Origin of the sequence: Streptomyces rubellomurinus (assembly GCF_000961885.1) — a bacterium.
GTDB classification, from domain to species: Bacteria; Actinomycetota; Actinomycetes; order Streptomycetales; family Streptomycetaceae; genus Kitasatospora; species Kitasatospora rubellomurina.
The window spans coordinates 1-20,177 of record NZ_JZKH01000094.1 but is presented as its reverse complement, the minus strand read 5'-3'; the positions used below and the strand labels follow the sequence as shown (position 1 = coordinate 20,177).

Genomic DNA, 20,177 nt, shown 5'->3' with positions numbered 1-20,177 from the left:
CGAACTCCTCAGGAGAGCTTGATGGTCGGGCGGTAGAGGTCGAGCCAGACGGCCAGGTCGAGGACGCGCTCGAAGGCCTCCCGCTCGTCCCGGCTGACGGCCTCGGCCGCGTTGTGCGCGGCACCGGTGAGTGCCGTGCGGTCGAAGAACTCGACCGCCTGGTGGTCGCCGGACAGCAGCTCGCCGACCTGGCGCTGCAACTCGGCAACGTAGCGCAGCTCCTGCGTGTTCGGGTAGAGCGCCTTCCGACGCTCCAGCACCGACTGCGGCAGCACGTCGGCGACGGCGGCGCGCAGCAGGCTCTTCTCGCGGCCGTCGAAGGTCTTCATCGCCCACGGCGTGTTGAACACGTACTCCACCAGCCGGTGGTCGCAGATCGGCACCCGGACCTCCAGGCCGACCGCCATGCTCATCCGGTCCTTGCGGTCCAGGAGTTGGCCCAGCAGGCTGGTCAGGTGCACGTAGCAGAACCGGCGCATCCGCTGCTCGTGCGCGGACTCGCCCGGGATGACGGGGAGTTGGGCGACGGTGTCGGCGTAGCGCTGCGCCCAGTAGCCGGGCACGTCGAGGGTGCGCAGCAGCAGGTCCGGGTCGATCAGCTTGGTGGGGTGGGACTTGGGGACCAGGCCGGAGGCGGTCACCCAGGGGAACATCTCCACCTCCTGGACGGCCGGGAGGTGGAACCACGGGTAGCCGCCGAAGATCTCGTCGGCGGACTCGCCGGACAGCGCGACCGTCGAGTGCTGGCGGATCGCCTTGAACAGCAGGTACAGCGAGTTGTCGGCCTCGCCGAAGCCGAACGGCAGGTCGCGCGCGGTGACGGTGGCCCGGCGCACCTCGGGGTTGGCCAGCTCCTGGTGGTCGAGCACGATGTTGTGGTGCTCGGTGCCGACGTGCTCGACGACGGCGCGGGCGAACGGCGCGTCCTGCGAGCCGCGCCAGTCGTCCGGGCGGAACGCCTCGGGCTGCTCGAAGTCGACGGTGAAGGTGCGGGCCCGCTCGCCCCAGGTGGCCATCTTCCGGCCGGCCAGCGCGGTGAGGGCGCTGGAGTCGAGCCCGCCGGAGAGCAGCACGCACTGCGGGACGTCGGCGACCAGCTGCTTGGCGACGCTGTCCTCCAGCAGCTCCCGGACGCGGCGCACGGTGGTCTCGGTGTCGTCGCGGTGCTCGGCGACCTCCAACCGCCAGTACACGTGCTCGCGCAGTCCGGAGCGGTCGACGGTCACCATGGTGCCGGGCTTGACCTCGTGCATGCCGGCCCAGACCGAGCGGCCGGGCTCCTTGACGAAGCCGAACAGCTCGCGGAAGCCGTCGGTGTCGACCACCGGCGCCACCGACGGGTGGGCGAGCAGCACCTTGGCCTCGGAGCCGAACAGCACGCCGTGCTCGGTGGGGTGGTAGTAGAGCGGCTTGATGCCGAGCCGGTCGCGCACCAGCACGAGCCGGTCCACCCGGCCGTCCCAGATGCCGAAGGCGTACATGCCGTTGAGGTGGTCGGCGAGCTCCAGGCCCCACTCCAGGTAGCCGCGCAGGACCACCTCGGTGTCGCTGGTGGTGCGGAACTCGTGGCCGCGGCGGCGCAGTTCGTCGCGCAGCTCGGCGAAGTTGTAGGCCTCGCCGCTGTACGTCATGGCGACCGTGCCGTCCGGCGTCTCGACCACCATGGGCTGCACGCCGCCCTCCAGGTCGATCACCGCGAGGCGGCGGTGCCCGAGGGCGGCGCAGCGCGACACCCAGGTGCCGCCGGCGTCCGGGCCGCGGCAGATCATGGTCTCGGTCATGGCGTGCAGTGCTGGCAGTTCACGTTCGAGGTCGAGCTGGAAGTCGATCCAGCCGGCGATCCCGCACATTCGCGTGTTCCTTCGGTCGGTCGGGAGAGGGGAGCAGGGGGCCTGGGCCCCGGGAGGGCGGGGTCAGCGCAGCGGGTCGCGCCGCTGCGAGGCCATGTAGGTGGCCAGGCCGTCGATGTGCGAGCGTCCGGTGGGGGCGAAGAAGAAGCGGTCCAGCACGCCGCCCAGGTAGGAGTACGGGGGGTTCAGCGTCGCCGCCCAGCGCCAGCTGAACCGGGAGCCGGCCTCGGTGGGTTCGACGACGTAGTCCTCGACCAGGTGGCGGAAGATCGGGCTGGTCCCCTCGGTCGCGGTGAACGTCTTGCGGGTGCCCTCCTCCCAGCGGTAGAAGCGCTCGCGCAGGACGAGGCCGCTGTTCATCGCGATCTCCCGGGTGGTGCCGACCCCGAACGGGCGCGGGGAGGTCCAGGTCAGCTGCCGCATGCCCTTGGTCCAGCTCGACACGCCGTCCCCGACGAGGGCGGCCCAGGTCTCCTCGGCGGAGAACGGCACCTCGACGGAACGGGCGTGGTACAGCGGGGCGGAGGCGAACAGCGAGTCGTCGGCCTCCTCGATCGGATACCAGCGGCTAGCCATGGGGACGGGTCCTTTCCCGGGTGGGGCGGTCTGTTCTGTGGAGAGGGGAGGAGTTACGGCTTGCGGCCGCGGAAGAGCGCGACGCTGCCGCGCGTCACCAGGTCGAACTCGTCGAAGTTCTGCTTGAGCTGGTCGCGCAGGTCGGCCAGGTCGTCCTCGTCGTTGTGGAAGACGCCCTTCTGGTTGAGGTTCTTCATCAGCCACCGGCCGGCGCCGGAGACCGGCACCCCGGAGGAGAGGATGGTGTGGCCGAAGACGGTGCCGCCGGAGCGGACGGCGGTGGCGGCGTGCTTGATCGCCACGCCCTTCTCGCGCAGGCTGCCGGGGACGCAGTGCAGCAGGAAGCTCAGCGAGGCCGAGTCGTGGCTGCCCTCGGGGACGGGCAGCGGCTCCAGGCAGTTGGCGACCACCTTGGCGGTCTTGTAGTGCGCGAGCCGCTGGGCGGCGAAGTCGAGCGTGGCGGGGTTGAGGTCGGCCAGCGTGATCTCGGGGTTCGACACGGGGAAGCGGGCCCGGTCCAGCAGGTAGCCGGTGCCGACGCCGATCTCCAGGTGCTTGGCGCCGAGGCAGGTGTTGTACATCGTCAGGAAGTCGCGGGGCGAGGCGCGCCAGAACAGCGGGGCGCTGCCGCGGAAGACCATGAAGTCGTAGAAGGCCAGGTTGCGGCCGTGGTAGGGGGACTGCCCGTCGTCGACCGCCTGCTCCAGGGAGACGCCGGGGCGGTAGTCGTGGTCGGTGCTGCTCATTGTGCTCTCTTCCGGTTCGGTTCGGGGCTGCCGGTTCGGGACGGGCCGTGGGTCATGCGGTCGGTTCGGTGAGCCGGTCGAGGACGGCCCGCATGGTCGCGGGGGCGTGCTCGCCGGTCAGGGTGAAGTGGTCGCCGGCCACCTCGGCCTCGGTGTGCGGGACGGGCCAGGCCGCCTGCCACCCGGTGGCCGGGAAGCCGGGGAGCGGCCGGTCGGCCCGGAACTGCAGGGTGGGGGCGGTCAGCGGCCGCGGCTGCCAGTCGGCGAACAGCCGGCCGTAGCCGCCCATCGCGGTCAGGCAGGCGTCGTCCCAGCCGATCTGGTCGTCCGTCAGGTAGCCGGCGATCTGCTCCTGGATGCGCGGCAGGACCTCGCTGCCGGGCCGGTAGCTGTCCAGCAGGACCAGCGCGGCCGGGGCGGTGCCCTGCTTCTCCAGCCGCTCGGCGACGGCGTGCGCGATCCAGCCGCCCGCCGAGTGGCCGAGCAGGACGAACGGCGCGCCCCCGGCGAGGAGTTCGACGTCCTCGGCGTGCAGGCGCACCAGCGCGTCGAGGTCGGCGGGCAGCCGCTCGCCGGCGGTGAAGCCGGGCGCGGGCAGCGCCCACAGCTCGTGCCGGCCCCGCACCTCGGCGGCCAGCCGGGCGTACTGCTGGGCGCCCGAGCGGGTGGCGAAGGACGGGAAGCAGAAGATGCGCGGGGCGGCCGGCCCCTGGGCGAGCCGGACGGGTGCCGGGCGCTCCCCGGAACCGGGCGGGGCGTCGAAAGTGTCCCGGAACCGGGCGGCGGCCGCAAGGAGTTCGCCGAACTCGGCGAACCGGCCCTCGGCGGCGGCGCGCGGGGCGAGCGCGGTCAGCAGGCCGCCACCGGCCGCAGCGGGGTCCGCGGCCGCGGGGGCGGCCGCCAGCCCGGCGCGCAGGTGGGCGGCGAGCGCGTCCAGGGTGGGGTGGTCGAAGACGGCCGTGGCCGGCAGGGGCAGGCCGGTGGCGGCCTGCAGGGCGGCGCTCAGCTCGGTGGCGGCGAGCGAGTCGAGGCCCAGCTCGGGCAGGCCGAGGCCGGACTCGACCTCCTCGGTCGACTCGTGGCCGAGCGCGGCGGCCACCTGGGCGGCCACCAACTCCCTTAGCAGCGCGTGCTGTTCGGCGGCATCGAGGCCGGCCAGCCGCTCGCGCAGCCGGGGCGGCGCCGCCGGGGCGACCTCCTCGGCGATCGGGGCCGCGGTGGCACCGGCAGCTGCCGCCGCCGTGACGCCCTCCGGCCAGAACCGGCGGCGCTGGAAGGCGTAGGTGGGCAGGGCGAGCGGCTCGGCCGCGACGCCCGCGAACACCGCCGCCCAGTCGACCGGCACGCCGTGCACGTGGGCGCGGGCCAGCGCGGTGAGCGCGCTCTCCGCCTCCGGCCGGCCGGACCGCAGCAGCGGCACCGCCGCGGGGGCGACGGCCCCGGGCTCGGCGGCCAGCGCGTCCCGGACCAGCGCCGACAGGACGCCACCGGGGCCGAGTTCGAGGAAGGCCGTCACCCCGTCCGAGGCCATCGCGCGCACGCCGTCGTGGAAGCGCACCGCCTCCCGGATGTGCCGCACCCAGTACTCGGGGGTGCACACCTGCTCCGTCACGGCCGGCTCGCCGGTCAGGTTGGACAGCAGCCGGATCCGCGGCGGGCGGTACTCCAACTCCCGGGCCACCTGCCGGAACTCGTCCAGCACGCCGTCCATCAGCGGCGAGTGGAAGGCCCGGGTGACGCGCAGCCGCTTGGTGCGGCAGCCGCGCGCGGCGAGCTGCGCCGCCACCTCCTCGACGGCCTCGGCCAGGCCGGAGACGACCGTCGCCCGGGGCCCGTTGACGGCGGCGACGCCGACCACGTCCTCCCGGCCCGCCAGCAGCGCCAGCACCTCCGCCTCGGCCGCCTCCACCGCCGTCATCGCGCCGCCCTCGGGCGAGGCCTGCATGAGGCGGCCGCGCGCCGCGACCAGCCGGCAGGCGTCGTCCAGCGACAGCACGCCGGCCGCGCAGGCCGCCGTCAGCTCGCCGATCGAGTGGCCGCCGACCCAGTCCGGCGTGACGCCCCAGGACTCCAGCAGGCGGAAGGACGCCAGGCCGACCGCGAACAGCCCGGCCTGGGTGAACACCGTCTGGTCCAGCGACTCGGCCGCCGGGGTGCCCTCCTCGGCGAACAGCACCTCGCGCAGCGCGGGCCGGCCCGGCGCCGCCAAGTGGTCGTCCAGCCGGTCGCACACCTCGTCCAGCGCGCGGGCGAACACCGGGTACGCGTCGTACAGGCCGCGGCCCATGCCCGGGCGCTGGCTGCCCTGGCCGGGGAACAGGAAGCCGACCCGGCCGCCGGCGGCCGCGGTGCCGCGCACCAGGCCCGGCGCGGGCCCGCCCGCCGCGAGCGCGGCCAGGCCGGCGCGCAGCTCGTCCAGGTCGCGGCCGAGCAGGACGGCGCGGTGGGGGAGGGCGGCGCGGGTGAGGGCCAGGGAGCGGCCGATGACGGCCGGGTCCGGCAGGTCCGAGCCGGTGAGGTGCGCCGCCAGCCGTTCGGCCTGGGCGCGCAGCGCGGCCTCGCCCCGGGCCGACACCGGCCACGGGACGAGCGGCAGCGGGGCCCGCTCGGCCGGGGCCGGGGCGGGCCGGTGCGGCTCGGCGGGCGCCTGCTCCAGCACGACGTGCGCGTTGGTGCCGCTGATGCCGAAGGCGGACACGCCCGCGCGGCGCGGCCGGCCGTCGACCTCCGGCCACTCCACCGGCTCGGTGAGCAGCGCGAGGCCGCCGCCGGACCAGTCCACGTGCGGGGTGGGCTCGTCGGTGTGCAGGGTGGGCGGCAGGACGCCGTGCCGCATCGCCTGCACCATCTTGATCACCCCGGCCATGCCCGCGGCGGCCGCCGTGTGGCCGATGTTGGACTTGATCGAGCCGAGCCACAGCGGCCGCCCGTCCGGCCGGTCCTGGCCGTAGGTCGCGAGCAGCGCCTCGGCCTCGATCGGGTCGCCGAGCGGGGTCCCGGTGCCGTGCGCCTCCACCGCGTCGACCTCGCCCGGGGCGAGCCGGGCGTTGGCGAGCGCCTGCCGGATCACCCGCTGCTGGGCGGGGCCGTTGGGGGCGGACAGGCCGTTGCTGGCGCCGTCCTGGTTGGTGGCCGAGCCGCGCACCACGGCGAGCACCGGGTGCCCGTGGCGGCGGGCGTCGGAGAGCCGTTCCAGCAGCAGCACGCCGGCGCCCTCGCCCCAGGCGGTGCCGTCCGCGGCCGCCGCGAAGGGCTTGCAGCGCCCGTCCGGGGCGAGGCCGCGCTGGCGGCTGAAGCCGATGAAGGCCTGCGGCGTGGTCAGCACGGTGACGGCGCCGGCGATCGCCAGCGTGCTCTCCCCGGAGCGCAGCGACTGGCAGGCCAGGTGCATCGCGACCAGGGAGGAGGAGCACGCGGTGTCGACGGTGACGGCCGGGCCCTCCAGGCCGAAGGTGTAGGCGAGCCGGCCGGAGATGACGCTGGCCGCGTTGCCGGTCAGCAGGTAGCCCTCGACGCCGCCGCCCGCGCCCTGCGCGAGCAGCGGGTAGTCCTGGCCGCTGGAGCCGGCGAACACGCCGGTGCGGGAGCCGCGCAGCGCGCTCGGGTCGATGCCGGCGTTCTCGACGGCCTCCCAGGCGGTCTCCAGCAGCAGGCGCTGCTGCGGGTCCATGGCCAGGGCCTCGCGCGGGCCGATGCCGAAGAAGGCGGCGTCGAAGCGGTCGGCGTCGTGCAGGAAGCCGCCCTCGCGGACGTACGAGGTGCCGGGGCGGTCCGGGTCGGGGTCGTAGATGCCGTCGAGGTCCCAGCCGCGGTTCTCCGGGAAGGGGGTGACGGCGTCGCGGCCGTCCGCGACCAGCCGCCACAGGTCGTCCGGGCCGGCGACCTCGCCGGGGTAGCGGCAGGCCATCGCGACGATGGCGATCGGCTCGTCGCTGTCGGCGGCCGCCTGCACGGGCCCGGTGTCGCCGTCCGCGCCCGGGGTGCCGGTGAGTTCGGCGAGCAGGTAGGCGGCCAGCGCCTCGGGCGTCGGGCGGTCGAAGGCGACGGCGGCCGGCAGCCGCAGGCCGGTGGCGGCCATCAGCCGGTTGCGCAGCTCGACGGCGGTCAGCGAGACGAAGCCCAGGTCGCGGAAGGGGCGGCCGGGGGCGACCGGATCGTCCAGGCCGAGTACGGCGGTGACGTGCGCGGCCACCAGGTCGAGCAGCAGCCGTTCGCGGTCGGGCTGCGCCAGGACGGCGAGCCGGGCGCGCAGTTCGGAGCCGGGGGTGCCGCTCTCGCGCTCGTCGGCCTCGGCGGCCGGGGCGCCGCCCGCGCGGCCGGCCGCGGCCGGGAGAGTCTCCACCCAGTAGCGGCGCCGCTGGAACGGGTAGGTGGGCAGGTCGGGGTGGTCGCCGGCGGGCAGGAACGGCGCCCAGTCGACGGGCAGGCCGTGGGCGTGCAGGTGGGCCGCGGAGGCCAGCACGCGGGTCCAGTGGCCCTCGGTGCGCCGCAGCGTGCCGGTGACCAGCGCGTCGGCGCTGTCCAGGGTCTCCTCGATGGCCGGGGTCAGCACCGGGTGCGGGCTGACCTCGACGAAGGCGGCGTGGCCCTGGGCGGCGAGGTCGCGCACGGCCGGTTCGAGCAGGACGGGCCGGCGCAGGTTGGTGTACCAGTAGGCGGCGTCGAGGGCCGTGGTGTCCAGCCAGCCGCCGGTGACGGTCGAGTAGAAGGGGACGGCCGCGGGCTTCGGCGCGATCCCGGCCAGGGCCTCGGCGAGGCGGGCCTCGATGGCCTCGACGTGCGGGGAGTGCGAGGCGTAGTCCACGTCGATCCGGCGGGCGCGGATCTCCGACTGCTCGCAGTGGGCGAGGAGTTCGTCGAGCGCGTCGCCGTCCCCGGCGACCACCGTGCTGGCCGGGCCGTTGAGCGCGGCGACCGAGATCCGCCCCGCCCAGCGGGCCAGCAGCTCCTCGGCCTCGGCGCGCGGCAGCGAGACCGAGGCCATGCCGCCGCGGCCACTGATCGCGGTGATGGCCTGGCTGCGCAGCGCGGCGACGCGGGCGCCGTCCTCCAGGGACAGGGCCCCGGCGACGGTGGCGGCGGCGATCTCGCCCTGCGAGTGGCCGATGACGGCGGCCGGTTCGATGCCGAGCGAGCGCCACAGGGCGGCCAGCGAGACCATCATGGCGAACAGGGCGGGCTGGACGACGTCGACCCGGGTCAGGTCGCCGCCGCCGCGCAGGACGTCGGTGAGGTTCCAGTCCACGTGCGGGGCCAGCGCGGCCTCGCAGGCGGCGATCGAGGCGGCGAACACCTCGGAGGTGTCCAGGAGTTCGGCGCCCATGCCGAGCCACTGCGAGCCCTGGCCCGGGAAGACGAACACCGGGCGCTCGAACACCCCGGCTCCGGTGACGAGTTCGGGCGCGCCGGCGCCCTCGGCGAGCGCGGCGAGGCCGGTCAGCAGCTCCTCGCGGGTCTGCCCCAGCACGACGGCGCGCTGCTCCAGCGCGGCCCGGCCGGTGAGCAGGGTGCGGCCGACCGCGCGCAGGTCGGCGTCGGGGTGCGCCAGCAGGTAGGCCGACAGCTGCCCGGCCCGCGCCCGCAGGGCGCGCTCGCTGTGCGCGGAGAGCACCCACGGCACCACGGCGGACGGCGAGTCGACGTCCTCCACGGCCGGTTCGGGAGCCGGGGCCTGCTCCAGCACGACGTGCGCGTTGGTGCCGCTCGCGCCGAAGGCCGACACCGCCGCCCGGCGCGGCCGCCCGTCCACCTCGGGCCACGCCCGCTGCTCGGTGAGCAGCTCGACCGCGCCCGCCGACCAGTCGACGTGCGGCGTCGGCTCGTCCACGTGCAGGGTGCGCGGCAGCACCCCGTGCCGCAGCGCCATCACCGTCTTGATCACCCCGGCGACGCCGGCGGCGGCCTGGGTGTGGCCGATGTTGGACTTCACCGAGCCGAGGTACAGCGGCCGTTCGGCCGGCCGGTCCTGGCCGTAGGTGGCCAGCAGGGCCTGCGCCTCGATCGGGTCGCCCAGCGTGGTGCCCGTGCCGTGCGCCTCGACGGCGTCGACGTCGCCCGCCGCCAGCCGGGCGTTGTCCAGCGCCTGCCAGATGACCCGCTGCTGGGCGGGGCCGTTGGGCGCGGTCAGCCCGTTGCTGGCGCCGTCCTGGTTGACGGCCGAGCCGCGCACCACCGCCAGCACCGGGTGGCCCAGGCGCTCCGCGTCCGAGAGCCGTTCCAGCAGCAGCACGCCGACGCCCTCGCCCCAGCCGGTGCCGTCCGCGGCGGCGGCGAAGGCCTTGCAGCGGCCGTCCGGGGACAGGCCGCGCTGGCGGCTGAACTCGACGAACATGCCGGGGGAGGCCATCACCGCCGCGCCGCCCGCCACCGCCGCGGCGCACTCGCCCCGGCGCAGCGACTGGACGGCCAGGTGCAGCGAGACCAGCGAGGAGGAGCAGGCCGTGTCGACGGTCAGCGCCGGGCCCTCCAGGCCGAAGGTGTAGGACAGCCGGCCGGAGATGACGCTGGCCGCGCCGCCCGCCAGCAGGTACCCCTCCAGGCTCTCGGTGGCGCGCTGGGCGAGCGCCGCGTAGTCCTGCTGGCCGGTGCCCATGAACACGCCGGTGCGCGAGCCGCGCAGGGTGGCCGGGTCGATGCCGGCCCGCTCGAAGGACTCCCAGGTGGCCTCCAGCAGCAGGCGCTGCTGCGGGTCCATGGCCAGGGCCTCGCGCGGGCCGATGCCGAAGAAGCCGGCGTCGAAGCGGTCGGCGGCGTCCAGGAAGCCGCCCTCGCGGGCGTAGGTGTGCCCGATCCGGTCCGGGTCCGGGTCGTACAGGCCCTCGACGTCCCAGCCGCGGTCGGCGGGGAAGCCGGTGACCGCGTCGGTGCCGTCCGCGACCAGCCGCCACAGGGCCTCGGGGGAGTCGACGCCGCCGGGGTACCGGCAGGCCATGCCGACGATCGCGATCGGCTCGCCCTCGACGGACTCCCGCTCCTGGAGACGCCGGCGCGTCTCCTGCAGATCGGCGGTCACCCGCTTGAGGAAGTAGCGGAGCTTTTCCTCGGTCTCGTTCGCCACGGTGGCGCAACCCCTTCAGGAGGACTGGACGGTGGGACAGGCGGACGGCTGGTCAGGAGATGCCGAGCTCCTTGGAGATGAAGTCGAACATCTCGTCGTCGTCGGCCGACTCCAACTCCAGTTCGGGCTCCGGTCGTTGGCCCTCCCCGGCGGGGCGCTGGTCGCTCCAGCGGGCGGCCAGGGCGCGCAGCCGGGCGCCGATCCGGGCCCGGTCGGGGTGGTCGGCGGCGAGCGCGGCGAGGGCCGCGTCCAGGCGGTCGAGGTCGTCCAGCACCGGGGCGGCGGCGGGTGCGCCCTCGCGGGGGAGCGCGCCGTCCAGGTAACGGGCCAGCTCGGCCGCCGTCGGGTAGTCGAAGACCAGCGTGGCGGGCAGCCGCAGGCCGCTGGCGGCGGTCAGCCGGTTGCGCAGCTCGACGGCGGTCAGCGAGTCGAAGCCGAGGTCGGTGAAGGTGCGGTCGGCGCCGACCGCGGCCGTGTCGGCGTGGCCGAGCACCACCGCGATCTGGGCCCGGACCAGGTCGAGCAGGGCGCGTTCGCGCTCCGGCCCGTCCAGCCCGGCGAGCCGGCGCCGCAGGTCGTCGGCCGCGCCGGTCTCCCGGGTGCGGGCGGGGCCGGCCAGGCCGTGCAGCAGCGGCGGCAGGTCGGGGCCGGCGGCGCGCAGGGCCGCCGCGTCGAGCCGCACCGGCAGCAGGACGGGCTCGGCGCCGGTCAGCGCCGCGTCGAACAGCGCCAGGCCGTCCGCCTCGGTGAGCGGGCGGACGCCGGCGCGCCGCATCCGGCCCAGCGTCGCCTCGTCGAGCGCCCCGGCCATGCCGTCGCGCTGCTCCCACGGGCCCCAGGCCAGCGAGAGCGCGGGCCGGCCCTGGGCGGCGCGGTGCCGGGCCAGGGCGTCCAGGAAGGCGTTGGCCGCCGAGTAGGCGCCCTGGCCGGCGCCGCCGAGGGTGGCCGTCGCCGAGGAGAACAGCACGAAGGCGGCGTCGCTGCCCCCGGTCAGTTCGTGCAGGTGCCAGGCGGCGTCGGCCTTCGGGCGCAGCGCGGCGTCGAAGTGCGCGGCGTCGAGGGCGGCGAGGGCGCCGTCCGCCGTCACGCCGGCGGCGTGCACGACGGCGGTCAGCGGGTGCGCGGCGGGGACGGCGGCCAGCACCTCGGCCAGGGCGGCGCGGTCGCCCGCGTCGCAGGCCGTGACGGTCACCTCGGCGCCGAGCGCGGCGAGTTCGGCGCGCAGCTCCTCGGCGCCGGGGGCGGCCGGGCCCTGACGGCCGAGCAGCAGCAGGTGGCGCGCGCCGTGCTCGGTGACCAGGTGGCGGGCGAGCAGCACGCCGAGCGCGCCGGTGCCGCCGGTGACCAGGACGGTCCCCTCGGGGTCGAGGGCGAGGGGCGCGGCGGGCGCGGCGGGGCGGGCCCGGACCAGCCGGGGCGTCAGCACGGCCCCGGCCCGCTGGGCGAGCTGCGGCTCCTCGGTGACGGCCGCCGTCTGCAGGGCGGCCGCCGGGTCGGCGCCGGCCGGGTCGAGGTCGAGCAGCACGAACCGGCCCGGGTGCTCGGCCTGGGCGGCCCGCACCAGGCCCCACAGCGGCGCCTGGGCGAGGTTCGGCACGTCCTGGTCGGCGCCGGCGGCGACCGCGCCCCGGGTCAGCACGACCAGGCGGGAGGCGGCGAACCGCTCGTCCTCGGCCCAGGCCGCCAGGGCGGCGGCGGTGCGGTGCAGCGCGGCGCGCACGGCGCCGGGCAGGTCGCCGTCCGAGAGCCGAGAAGGCTCCTCGGGCAGCAGGAAGACGGTGTCGGGCGCCTCGGCGGCGGTGAGCGCGGCCAGGTCCGGGTAGCGCGCGGGGGCGATGTCCGCGCCCAACGCGCCGTCACCGAGGACGGCCCAGCGGCCGACGCCGCCGGTGGCCGGCTCGGCCGGCGTCCAGTCGACCCGGAACAGCGCGTCGCCGACGCCGGCCCGGGAGGCCGCCCGCAGCTGCTCGACCGAGACCGGCCGGGCCCGCAGCGAGGCCACCGCGACGACCGGCGCCCCGGTCTCGTCGGCCACCTGCAGCGACATCGCGTCCGGACCGGCGGGGGCCAGGCGCACCCGCAGCGCGGTCGCGCCGGCCCGGTGCAGGCGCACGCCGTTCCAGGCGAACGGCAGCAGCACCCGCTCGCCGGTGGTGCCGACCAGGCCGGTGTGCAGCGCCGCGTCCAGCACCGCCGGGTGCACGCCGTAGCCGGCGTCCCGGGCCTGTTCGGGTGCCGTGACCTCGCCGAACAGCTCCTCGCCGCGCCGCCACATCGCCCGCAGGCCCTGGAACGACGGGCCGTAGGCGAAGCCGGCGCGGGCGACGGCCTCGTAGAAGTCGTCGACGGACACCTGCTCGGCGCCCTCGGGCGGCCAGACGCCGTCCGCCCGCCACTCGGGCCCGGCGGCCTCGCCGGTGCCGAGGACGCCGCCGGCGTGCCGGGTCCACGGCTGCGGTTCGGCGTCGTCCAGGGTGTCGGGGGCGTCCGGCCGGGAGTAGACGGCGATCGGCCGGCGGCCGGTGCCGTCGTCGGGGCCGACCACCAGCTGCACCTGGCGGGCGTCGTCGCCGGTGAGGACCAGCGGCGCCTCCTGGTCCAGCTCCTCGACGGCCGCGCAGCCGGTCAGCCGGGCGGCGTGCAGCGCCAGGTCCAGGTAGGCGGTGCCGGGCACCACGACGGTGTCCAGCACGACGTGGTCGGCCAGCCAGCGGTGCGAGCGGACGGACAGCCGCCCGGTGAGGATCAGCCCCCCGCCCTCGGCGGGGGTGACGGCGGCGCCGAGCAGCGGGTGCCCGGCCGCCGCGACGCCCAGGCCGGCGGGCTCGGCCGCGGCGGCGTGGGCGGCGTCCAGCCAGTAGCGCTCGCCCTGGAACGGGTACGTCGGCAGGTCGACCCGGCGCCCGGCCGGGCCGCCGAGGACGGCCGACCAGTCCACCGGGACGCCGCGCGCGTGCACCCCGGCGAGGGCGGCCAGCGCGGTCTCCGGCTCCGGGCGGCCCTTGCGCAGCAGCGGCAGGGCGGCGATCGCCGCGGCCCGCTCGCCGGCGCCGTTCTGCGCCAGTGCGGACAGCACGCCGTCCGGGCCCAGCTCCAGGAAGGTGGTGACGCCCTGGCCGAGCAGGTGGCGCACCCCGTCGTGGAAGCGCACCGCCTCCCGGACGTGGCGCACCCAGTACTCGGGCGTGCGGATCTCGGCGCCGTCCACCGGCCGGCCGGTGAGGTCGGAGACCAGCGGGATCAGCGGCTCGCGCAGGGTCAGGCCGGCCAGCACCTCGCGGAACCGGTCGAGCATGCCCGCCATCCGCGGGGAGTGGAAGGCGTGGCTGACGGTCAGCCGCTTGGTGCGCCGGCCCTCGGCGCGCAGCCGCTCGGCCAGCTCGGTGACCGCCGCCTCCTCGCCGGAGACCACCACGGCCCGCGGGCCGTTGACGGCGGCGATGCTCGCCAGCGCCTCCTTGCCGACGAGCAGCGCGGCGACCTCCGCCTCCTCCGCCTCGATCGCCACCATGGCGCCGCCGGCGGGCAGTTCCTGCATCAGCCGGCCGCGCGCGGCGACCGCCGTGACGGCGTCCTCCAGCGAGAACACCCCGGCGACGTGCGCGGCGGCCAGCTCGCCGATGGAGTGGCCGAGCAGGAAGTCGGGCGTCAGGCCCCAGGACTCGACCAGCCGGTACAGCGCCACCTCCAGCGCGAACAGCGCGGCCTGGGTGAACGCCGTCTCGTCCAGCTTTCCCTGCAGCGCGTCGTCCTCGGCGAGCAGCGCCTCGCGCACCGGCAGGCCGGTGCGCTCCGCGAGCAGGGCGCAGACCTTGTCCAGCTCGGCCGCGAACACCGGGAAGCGGGCGTGCAGTTCACGGCCGGCGCCGGCCCGCTGGGAGCCCTGGCCGGTGAACAGGAGGGCGAGCTTGCCGGGGCGGGTGGCGTCGGCGCGGACCAGCTGCGGGGCGGCCGCGCCGGTGCGCAGCGCGTCCAGGCCGGCCAGCAGGGCGGCGCGGTCGGCGCCGAGCAGCACGGCCCGGTGGTCGAGGTCCGCCCGGGCGGTGACGAGCGTGCGGGCGACGTCCGCCGGCTGCCAGTCGGGGTGGGCGGCGACGGCGGCGGCGAGCCGGTCGGCCTGGGCGGTCAGCGCCTGCGGGGTGCGGGCGGACAGCAGCCACGGGGTGACGGCGGGCGCCTCCAGCGGTTCCAGCGGCTCCGGCGGTCCCGACGGCTCCTCGGTGGCGGGGGCCTGCTCCAGGATCACGTGGGCGTTGGTGCCGCTGATCCCGAACGAGGACACCGCCGCCCGCCGGGGCCGGTCGACGGCCGGCCAGGCCCGCCGCTCGGTGGTCAGCTCGACGGCGCCGCGCGACCAGTCGACCTGCGGGGTCGGCTCGTCCACGTGCAGCGTCGCGGGCAGCTCGCCGTGCCGCATCGCCAGCACCATCTTGATCACCCCGGCGACGCCGGCGGCGAGCTGGGTGTGGCCGATGTTGGACTTCACCGAGCCCAGCTGCAGCGGCCGTTCGGCCGGCCGCTCCTTCCCGTACGTGGCCAGCAGCGCCTGCGCCTCGATCGGGTCGCCGAGCCGGGTGCCGGTGCCGTGCGCCTCGACGGCGTCGACCTGGTCGGCCGTCAGCCGGGCGTCGGCCAGCGCCTGCCGGATCACCCGCTGCTGGGCCGGACCGCTGGGCGCGGTCAGGCCGTTGCTCGCGCCGTCCTGGTTGACCGCCGAGCCGCGCACCACCGCGAGCACCGGGTGCCCGTTGGCCCGCGCGTCCGACAGCTTCTCGACCAGCAGCACGCCGACGCCCTCGCCCCACGCGGTGCCGTCCGCCGCCCCCGCGAAGGCCTTGATCCGGCCGTCCGGGGCGAGGCCGCGCTGGCGGCTGAACTCGATGAACATGTGCGGCGCCGCCATCACGGCCGCGCCGCCGACCAGCGCCATCGTGCACTCGCCGTCGCGCAGCGCCCGGCCCGCCAGGTGCAGGGCCACCAGCGAGGAGGAGCAGGCGGTGTCCACGGTGACCGCCGGGCCCTCCAGGCCGAAGGCGTACGAGAGCCGCCCGGAGGCGACGCTGACGGTCGTCCCGGTCAGCAGGTAGCCCTCGGCGCCCTCGGCGGTGTGCGGCCCGGCGGCGTAGCCGAGCGGCGACGCCCCGACGAACACGCCCGTCCGGCTGCCGCGCACCGAGGACGGGTCGATGCCGGCCCGCTCGAACGCCTCCCAGGACGTCTCCAGCAGCAGCCGCTGCTGTGGGTCCATCGCCACCGCCTCGCGCGGGCTGATCCCGAAGAACGCGGCGTCGAAGCGCTCCGCGCCCCGCACGAAGCAGCCGTGCTTCACGTAGCTCCTGCCCGCGGCGTCCGGGTCAGGGTCGTACAACTCCTCGGTGTCCCAGCCGCGTTCGGCGGGGAAGCCGCCGACCGCGTCACGGCCCTCGGCCAGCAGCCGCCAGAAGTCCTCCGGGGAGCGGACGTCCCCGGGGAAGCGGCAGGCCATGCCGACGATCGCGATCGGCTCGTGCCGGGCCTCGGTCAGCCGGCGGTTCTGCTGCTCCAGCCGCTTGGTCTCCTTGACCGAGGCCCGCAGCGCCTCCAGCACCTTGTCCTGTGATGCAGCCATCGTTGGTCTCCGCGCTCTCAGAAGTCGGTGGTGCTGAGGTCGTCGTCGTGGTCGCCGGTGCCGAGCGCCAGGCCGATCAGGTCGTCGGCGTCCATGTCGTCGATCTCGGCCAGCTCGTCCGCCTCGGCCCGGGCCTCGGTGCCCGGTGCCGCCGGACCGTCCGGTCCCGGGCCGCCGGCCAGCGCCAGCAGCGCGTCCAGCAGTCCGGCCGCGCGCAGCCGGGCCGGCGGGATGGTGGCCAGCAGCCGGGCCACCTCGGCGTCCGCCGCCGGGTCGCCGTCCGCCGACTCGGCCCCGGCGGGCGCGAGTTCGTCGAGCAGGAACCGGCCCAGCGCCTCCGGTGTCGGGTGGTCGAAGACCAGCGTGGCGGGCAGCCGCAGCCCGGTGGCCGCGCCCAGCCGGTTGCGCAGCTCGACGGCCGTCAGCGAGTCGAAGCCGAGCTGCTTGAACGCCTGGGCGGGCTGGATCGCGTCGTCCGTGGCGTGGCCGAGCACGACGGCGGCGTGGCCGCGCACCAGGTCCAGCAGCACCCGCGCCCGGCCGGCCTCGGGCAGCCCGGCCAGCCGGCCGGCCAGCGCCGAGCGCCCGCCGTCGCCGCCGGCCGCCGCCGCCGTCCGCCGGGCGGTGCCGCCGACCAGCTGCTTCAGCAGCGGCGGCACCGGGCCGGCGGCGAACGCGGCGCGGGCCGCCGGGACGTCGAGCTTCATCGCCACCAGCTGCGCCTGGTCGGCGCGCAGCGCGGCGCTGAACAGGGCCAGGCCCTCGGTGTCGCCGAGCGGGCTGATCCCGGAGCGGCGCATCCGGGTCAGGTCGGCCGCGTCCAGGTGGCCGGTCATCGCGCTGGCCTGCTCCCACAGGCCCCAGGCGACGGCGAGGCCGCTCGCGCCCTCGGCCCGGCGGCGCTGGGCGAGCGCGTCGAGGAAGGCGTTGGCGGCCGCGTAGTTGCCCTGGCCGGGGCCGCCGAGCACGGCGGCGGAGGAGGAGAACAGGACGAAGGCGGCGAGGTCGGCGTCCCGGGTCAGTTCGTGCAGGTGCCAGGCGGCGTCCACCTTCGGGCGCAGCACGTTCTCCAGCTGGGCGGGGGTGAGCGAGGCGATCACCGCGTCGTCCAGCACGCCGGCCGCGTGCACCACGCCGGTCAGCGGGTGCGCGGCGGGGACGGCGGCCAGCACCTCGGCGAGCGCGGCGCGGTCGGCGGTGTCGCAGGCGGCGATGGTCACCTCGGCGCCGAGCGCGGCGAGTTCGGCGCGCAGCTCCTCGGCGCCGGCGGCGGCCGGGCCGCGCCGGCCGAGCAGCAGCAGGTGGCGCACGCCGTGCTCGGCGACCAGGTGGCGGGCGACCAGGCCGCCCAGCACGCCGGTGCCGCCGGTGATCAGCACGGTGCCGTCCGGGTCCAGCGCGGTCGGCATGGTGAGCACCACCTTGCCGGTGTGCCTGGCCTGGCTCATGAACCGGAACGCGTCCAGCGCGCGCCGCACGTCCCAGGTGGCGGCGGGCAGCGGCCGCAGCACGCCGCTCTCGAACAGCGGCATCAGTTCGCGGGTCATCCGGCCGATCCGCTCGTAGCCGGCCTCGATCAGGTCGAACCACAGGTAGCTGGTGCCGGGGTGGTCGGCGGCGACCTGCTCCGCGTCGCGGATGTCGGTCTTGCCCATCTCGACGAACCGGCCGCCCTCGGGCAGCAGCCGCAGCGAGGCGTCGACGAACTCGTTGGCGAGCGAGTTCAGCACCACGTCCACGCCCCGGCCGCCGGTGGCCTCGCGGACCCGCTGCTCGAAGTCGAGGCTGCGGGAGGAGGCGATCCGGTCCTCGGGGACGCCGAGGGCGCGCAGGGTCTCCCACTTGGCGGGGCTGGCCGTGGTGTACACCTCGGCGCCCAGGTGGCGGGCGAGCTGGGTGGCGGCCATGCCGACGCCGCCGGTGGCCGAGTGGATCAGCACCGACTCGCCGGGGGACAGGTGGGCGAGGTCGACCAGGCCGTAGTAGGCGGTGAGGAAGGCGATCGGCACGGTGGCGCCGTCGGTGAAGCTCCAGCCGGCGGGCAGCGGGACGAGCAGCCGGTGGTCGACCACGGCGACCGGGCCGAACGAGCCGGGCACCATGCCCGTCACCCGGTCGCCGGGGGCGAAGCCGGTGACGTCCGGGGCGACGTCGAGCACCAGGCCGGCGGCCTCGCCGCCCATCACGTCCTGGTTGACCATGCCGAGGCCGAGCAGCACGTCGCGGAAGTTCATGCCCGCGGCGCGGACGGCGATGCGCACCTGGCCGGGGGCGAGCGGCGCGCCGGCGTCGGGGTGGGGCAGCAGGGCGATGTTCTCCAGGGTGCCCTTGCCGGTGGTGTCGAGCCGCCAGTGCTCGGCGTCGGCCGGCGGCTGCAGCAGCCGCTCGGTGCCCGCCCGGACCAGCCGGGGGGCGAGCAACCGGCCGCCGCGCAGGGCCAGTTGGTCCTCCTCGGTGGCGAGCGCGGCGGCCACCGCGGCCCGCGAGGCGGGGTGGCCGTCCAGGTCGAGCAGGACGAACCGGCCCGGGTGCTCGGTCTGGGCGGAGCGCAGCAGCCCCCACAGCGGGGCCTGGACGAGGTCGCGCACGGCCTCGCCCTCGGCGGCGCCGACCGCGCCCCGGGTGAGCAGCACCAGGCGGGCGGCGGCGAACCGCTCGTCGGCCAGCCACTGCTGCAGGAGCGTCAGGAGGCGCTCGGTCGCGGCCCGGACGGCCGCCGGGGCGGGCTGCTCCGGGTCGGTGACGGCGGCCGGCACCAGGACGGCGTCCGGGACGGTCGCGCCGCGGTCGACGGCCTCGGCCAGCGCGGCCAGGTCCGGGTGGGCGGGGAGCGCGAGGGACGCGTCGTCGCCGAGCAGCACCAGGGTGGCGGCCGGGGCCGCCGCGGGGGCCGGCAGCTCGGCCCACTCCACCGCCAGCAGCGGGTCCGCGTCCTCGGCGCGGGCGGCCCGCAGCTGCTCCTCGGCGACCGGGCGGCTGAGCAGCGACGCCACCCGGGCCACCGGGGCGCCGGCGCCGTCGGCGACCCGCAGCGAGACGCCCTCCGCGCCCTCCGGGGCCAGGCGCACCCGCAGCGCGGTCGCGCCGGTGGCGTGCAGGGTCACCCGGTCCCAGGAGAACGGCAGCCGGACCTGGCCGGGCCCGGCGGCCGCGGCCGCGTGCAGGGCGGCGTCCAGCAGGGCCGGGTGCAGGCCGAACCGGGCGGCGTCCTCGTGGAGTTCGCGCGGCAGCCGGACCTCGGCGAACAGCTCCTCGCCGCGCTTCCAGAGCGCGGTCAGGCCCTGGAACGCGGGGCCGTAGCCGAGGCCGTCCTCGGCGAGGCGGGAGTACAGGCCCTCGACGTCCACCGGCTGCGCGCCGGCCGGCGGCCAGGCGGCGAGGTCCCAGTCGGGCCGCTCGGCGCCGGCGGCCAGCAGGCCGGTCGCGTGCCTGGTCCAGGGCCGCTCGGCGTCGGGCCGGGAGTGGACGGTGAGCGGGCGCCGCCCGGTGTCGTCCGGGGCGCCGACGCGCAGCTGCAGCTGGACGGAGCCGTCCTCGGGCAGCATCAGCGGCGCCTGGAGGGTGAGCTCGTCGAGGACGTCGCAGCCGGCCTGGTCGCCGGCGTGGACGGCGAGTTCGACCAGCGCGGTGCCGGGCAGCAGGACGGTGCCCCAGACGGCGTGGTCGGCCAGCCACGGGTGGGTGGCCACCGACAGCAGGCCGGTGAGGACGAGCTCGTCGCCGTCCGGCAGCGGCAGCAGCGCGGTGAGCAGCGGGTGCCCGGTGGCGGTGAGGCCGGCGGCCCGGGGGTCGGCGCCGGTGGCGGGCGCGTCGAGCCAGTACCGCTCGCGCTGGAAGGCGTAGGTCGGCAGATCGACGGTGCGGCCGGCGGGGCCGAGGCCCGGCCAGCGGACGGCGGCGCCCTGCACGTGGGCCTCGGCGAGCGAGGTGAGCAGGCGGCGCGGGCCGCCCTCGCCGCGGCGCAGGGTGCCGACGACGGCGGCGGTGCGGTCGGCGCTGTCGGCGGTGTCCTGGACGGCGGCGGTGAGCACCGGGTGCGGGCTGGCCTCGACGAAGGCCCGGTGCCCGGCGGCGAGCGCGGCGAGGGTGGCGTCGGTGAAGCGGACGGTCTGCCGCAGGTTGGTGTACCAGTAGGCGGCGCCCAGTTCGGTGGTGTCGATCAACTCGCCGGTGACGGTGGAGAAGAACGGGACGTCCGCGGCCTTCGGGGTGATCCCGGCGAGGGCTTCGGCGAGGCGGGCCTCGATGGCTTCGACGTGCGGGGAGTGCGAGGCGTAGTCGACGTCGATGCGGCGGGCGCGGATCTCCGACTGCTCGCAGTGGGCGAGGAGTTCGTCGAG

5 protein-coding genes and 1 pseudogene are annotated in these 20,177 nt (G+C 76.8%); all 6 read right to left on the bottom strand.

Features of this window, described 5'->3' with window-relative positions; genetic code table 11:
- Nucleotides 1-8 precede the first annotated feature (8 nt).
- Entirely contained in the window at nucleotides 9-1,850 is a 1,842-nt protein-coding gene (gene asnB, locus VM95_RS31485; RefSeq protein WP_045703285.1) for an asparagine synthase (glutamine-hydrolyzing), read from the bottom strand.
- A gap of 63 nt (nucleotides 1,851-1,913) precedes the next feature.
- Nucleotides 1,914-2,426: an SRPBCC family protein gene (locus VM95_RS31480; RefSeq protein WP_052706177.1), complete on the bottom strand. Its 513-nt coding sequence runs from the start codon at nucleotides 2,424-2,426 to the stop codon at nucleotides 1,914-1,916.
- 53 nt (nucleotides 2,427-2,479) lie between these two features.
- Entirely contained in the window at nucleotides 2,480-3,172 is a 693-nt protein-coding gene (locus tag VM95_RS31475; protein ID WP_045703283.1) for a class I SAM-dependent methyltransferase, read from the bottom strand.
- Between the two features lie 91 nt (nucleotides 3,173-3,263).
- Nucleotides 3,264-10,181, bottom strand: a pseudogene (locus VM95_RS43860) (type I polyketide synthase); the annotation flags it as partial.
- A 100-nt stretch (nucleotides 10,182-10,281) separates the two neighbouring features.
- On the bottom strand, nucleotides 10,282-15,837 hold the full coding sequence (locus VM95_RS31465; protein WP_045703281.1) for a type I polyketide synthase: 5,556 nt from the start codon (nucleotides 15,835-15,837) through the stop codon (nucleotides 10,282-10,284).
- 17 nt (nucleotides 15,838-15,854) lie between these two features.
- On the bottom strand, nucleotides 15,855-20,177 hold a 4,323-nt coding region (locus tag VM95_RS31460; protein WP_045703279.1), incomplete at its 5' end, for an SDR family NAD(P)-dependent oxidoreductase.

Excerpts from the sequence above, each read along its gene's own strand:
- asnB (WP_045703285.1), bottom strand. The coding sequence starts at position 1,850 with ATGTGCGGGATCGCCGGCTGGATCGACTTCCAGCTCGACCTCGAACGT.
- VM95_RS31480 (WP_052706177.1), bottom strand. The coding sequence starts at position 2,426 with ATGGCTAGCCGCTGGTATCCGATCGAGGAGGCCGACGACTCGCTGTTC.
- VM95_RS31475 (WP_045703283.1), bottom strand. The coding sequence starts at position 3,172 with ATGAGCAGCACCGACCACGACTACCGCCCCGGCGTCTCCCTGGAGCAG.
- VM95_RS31465 (WP_045703281.1), bottom strand. The coding sequence starts at position 15,837 with ATGGCTGCATCACAGGACAAGGTGCTGGAGGCGCTGCGGGCCTCGGTC.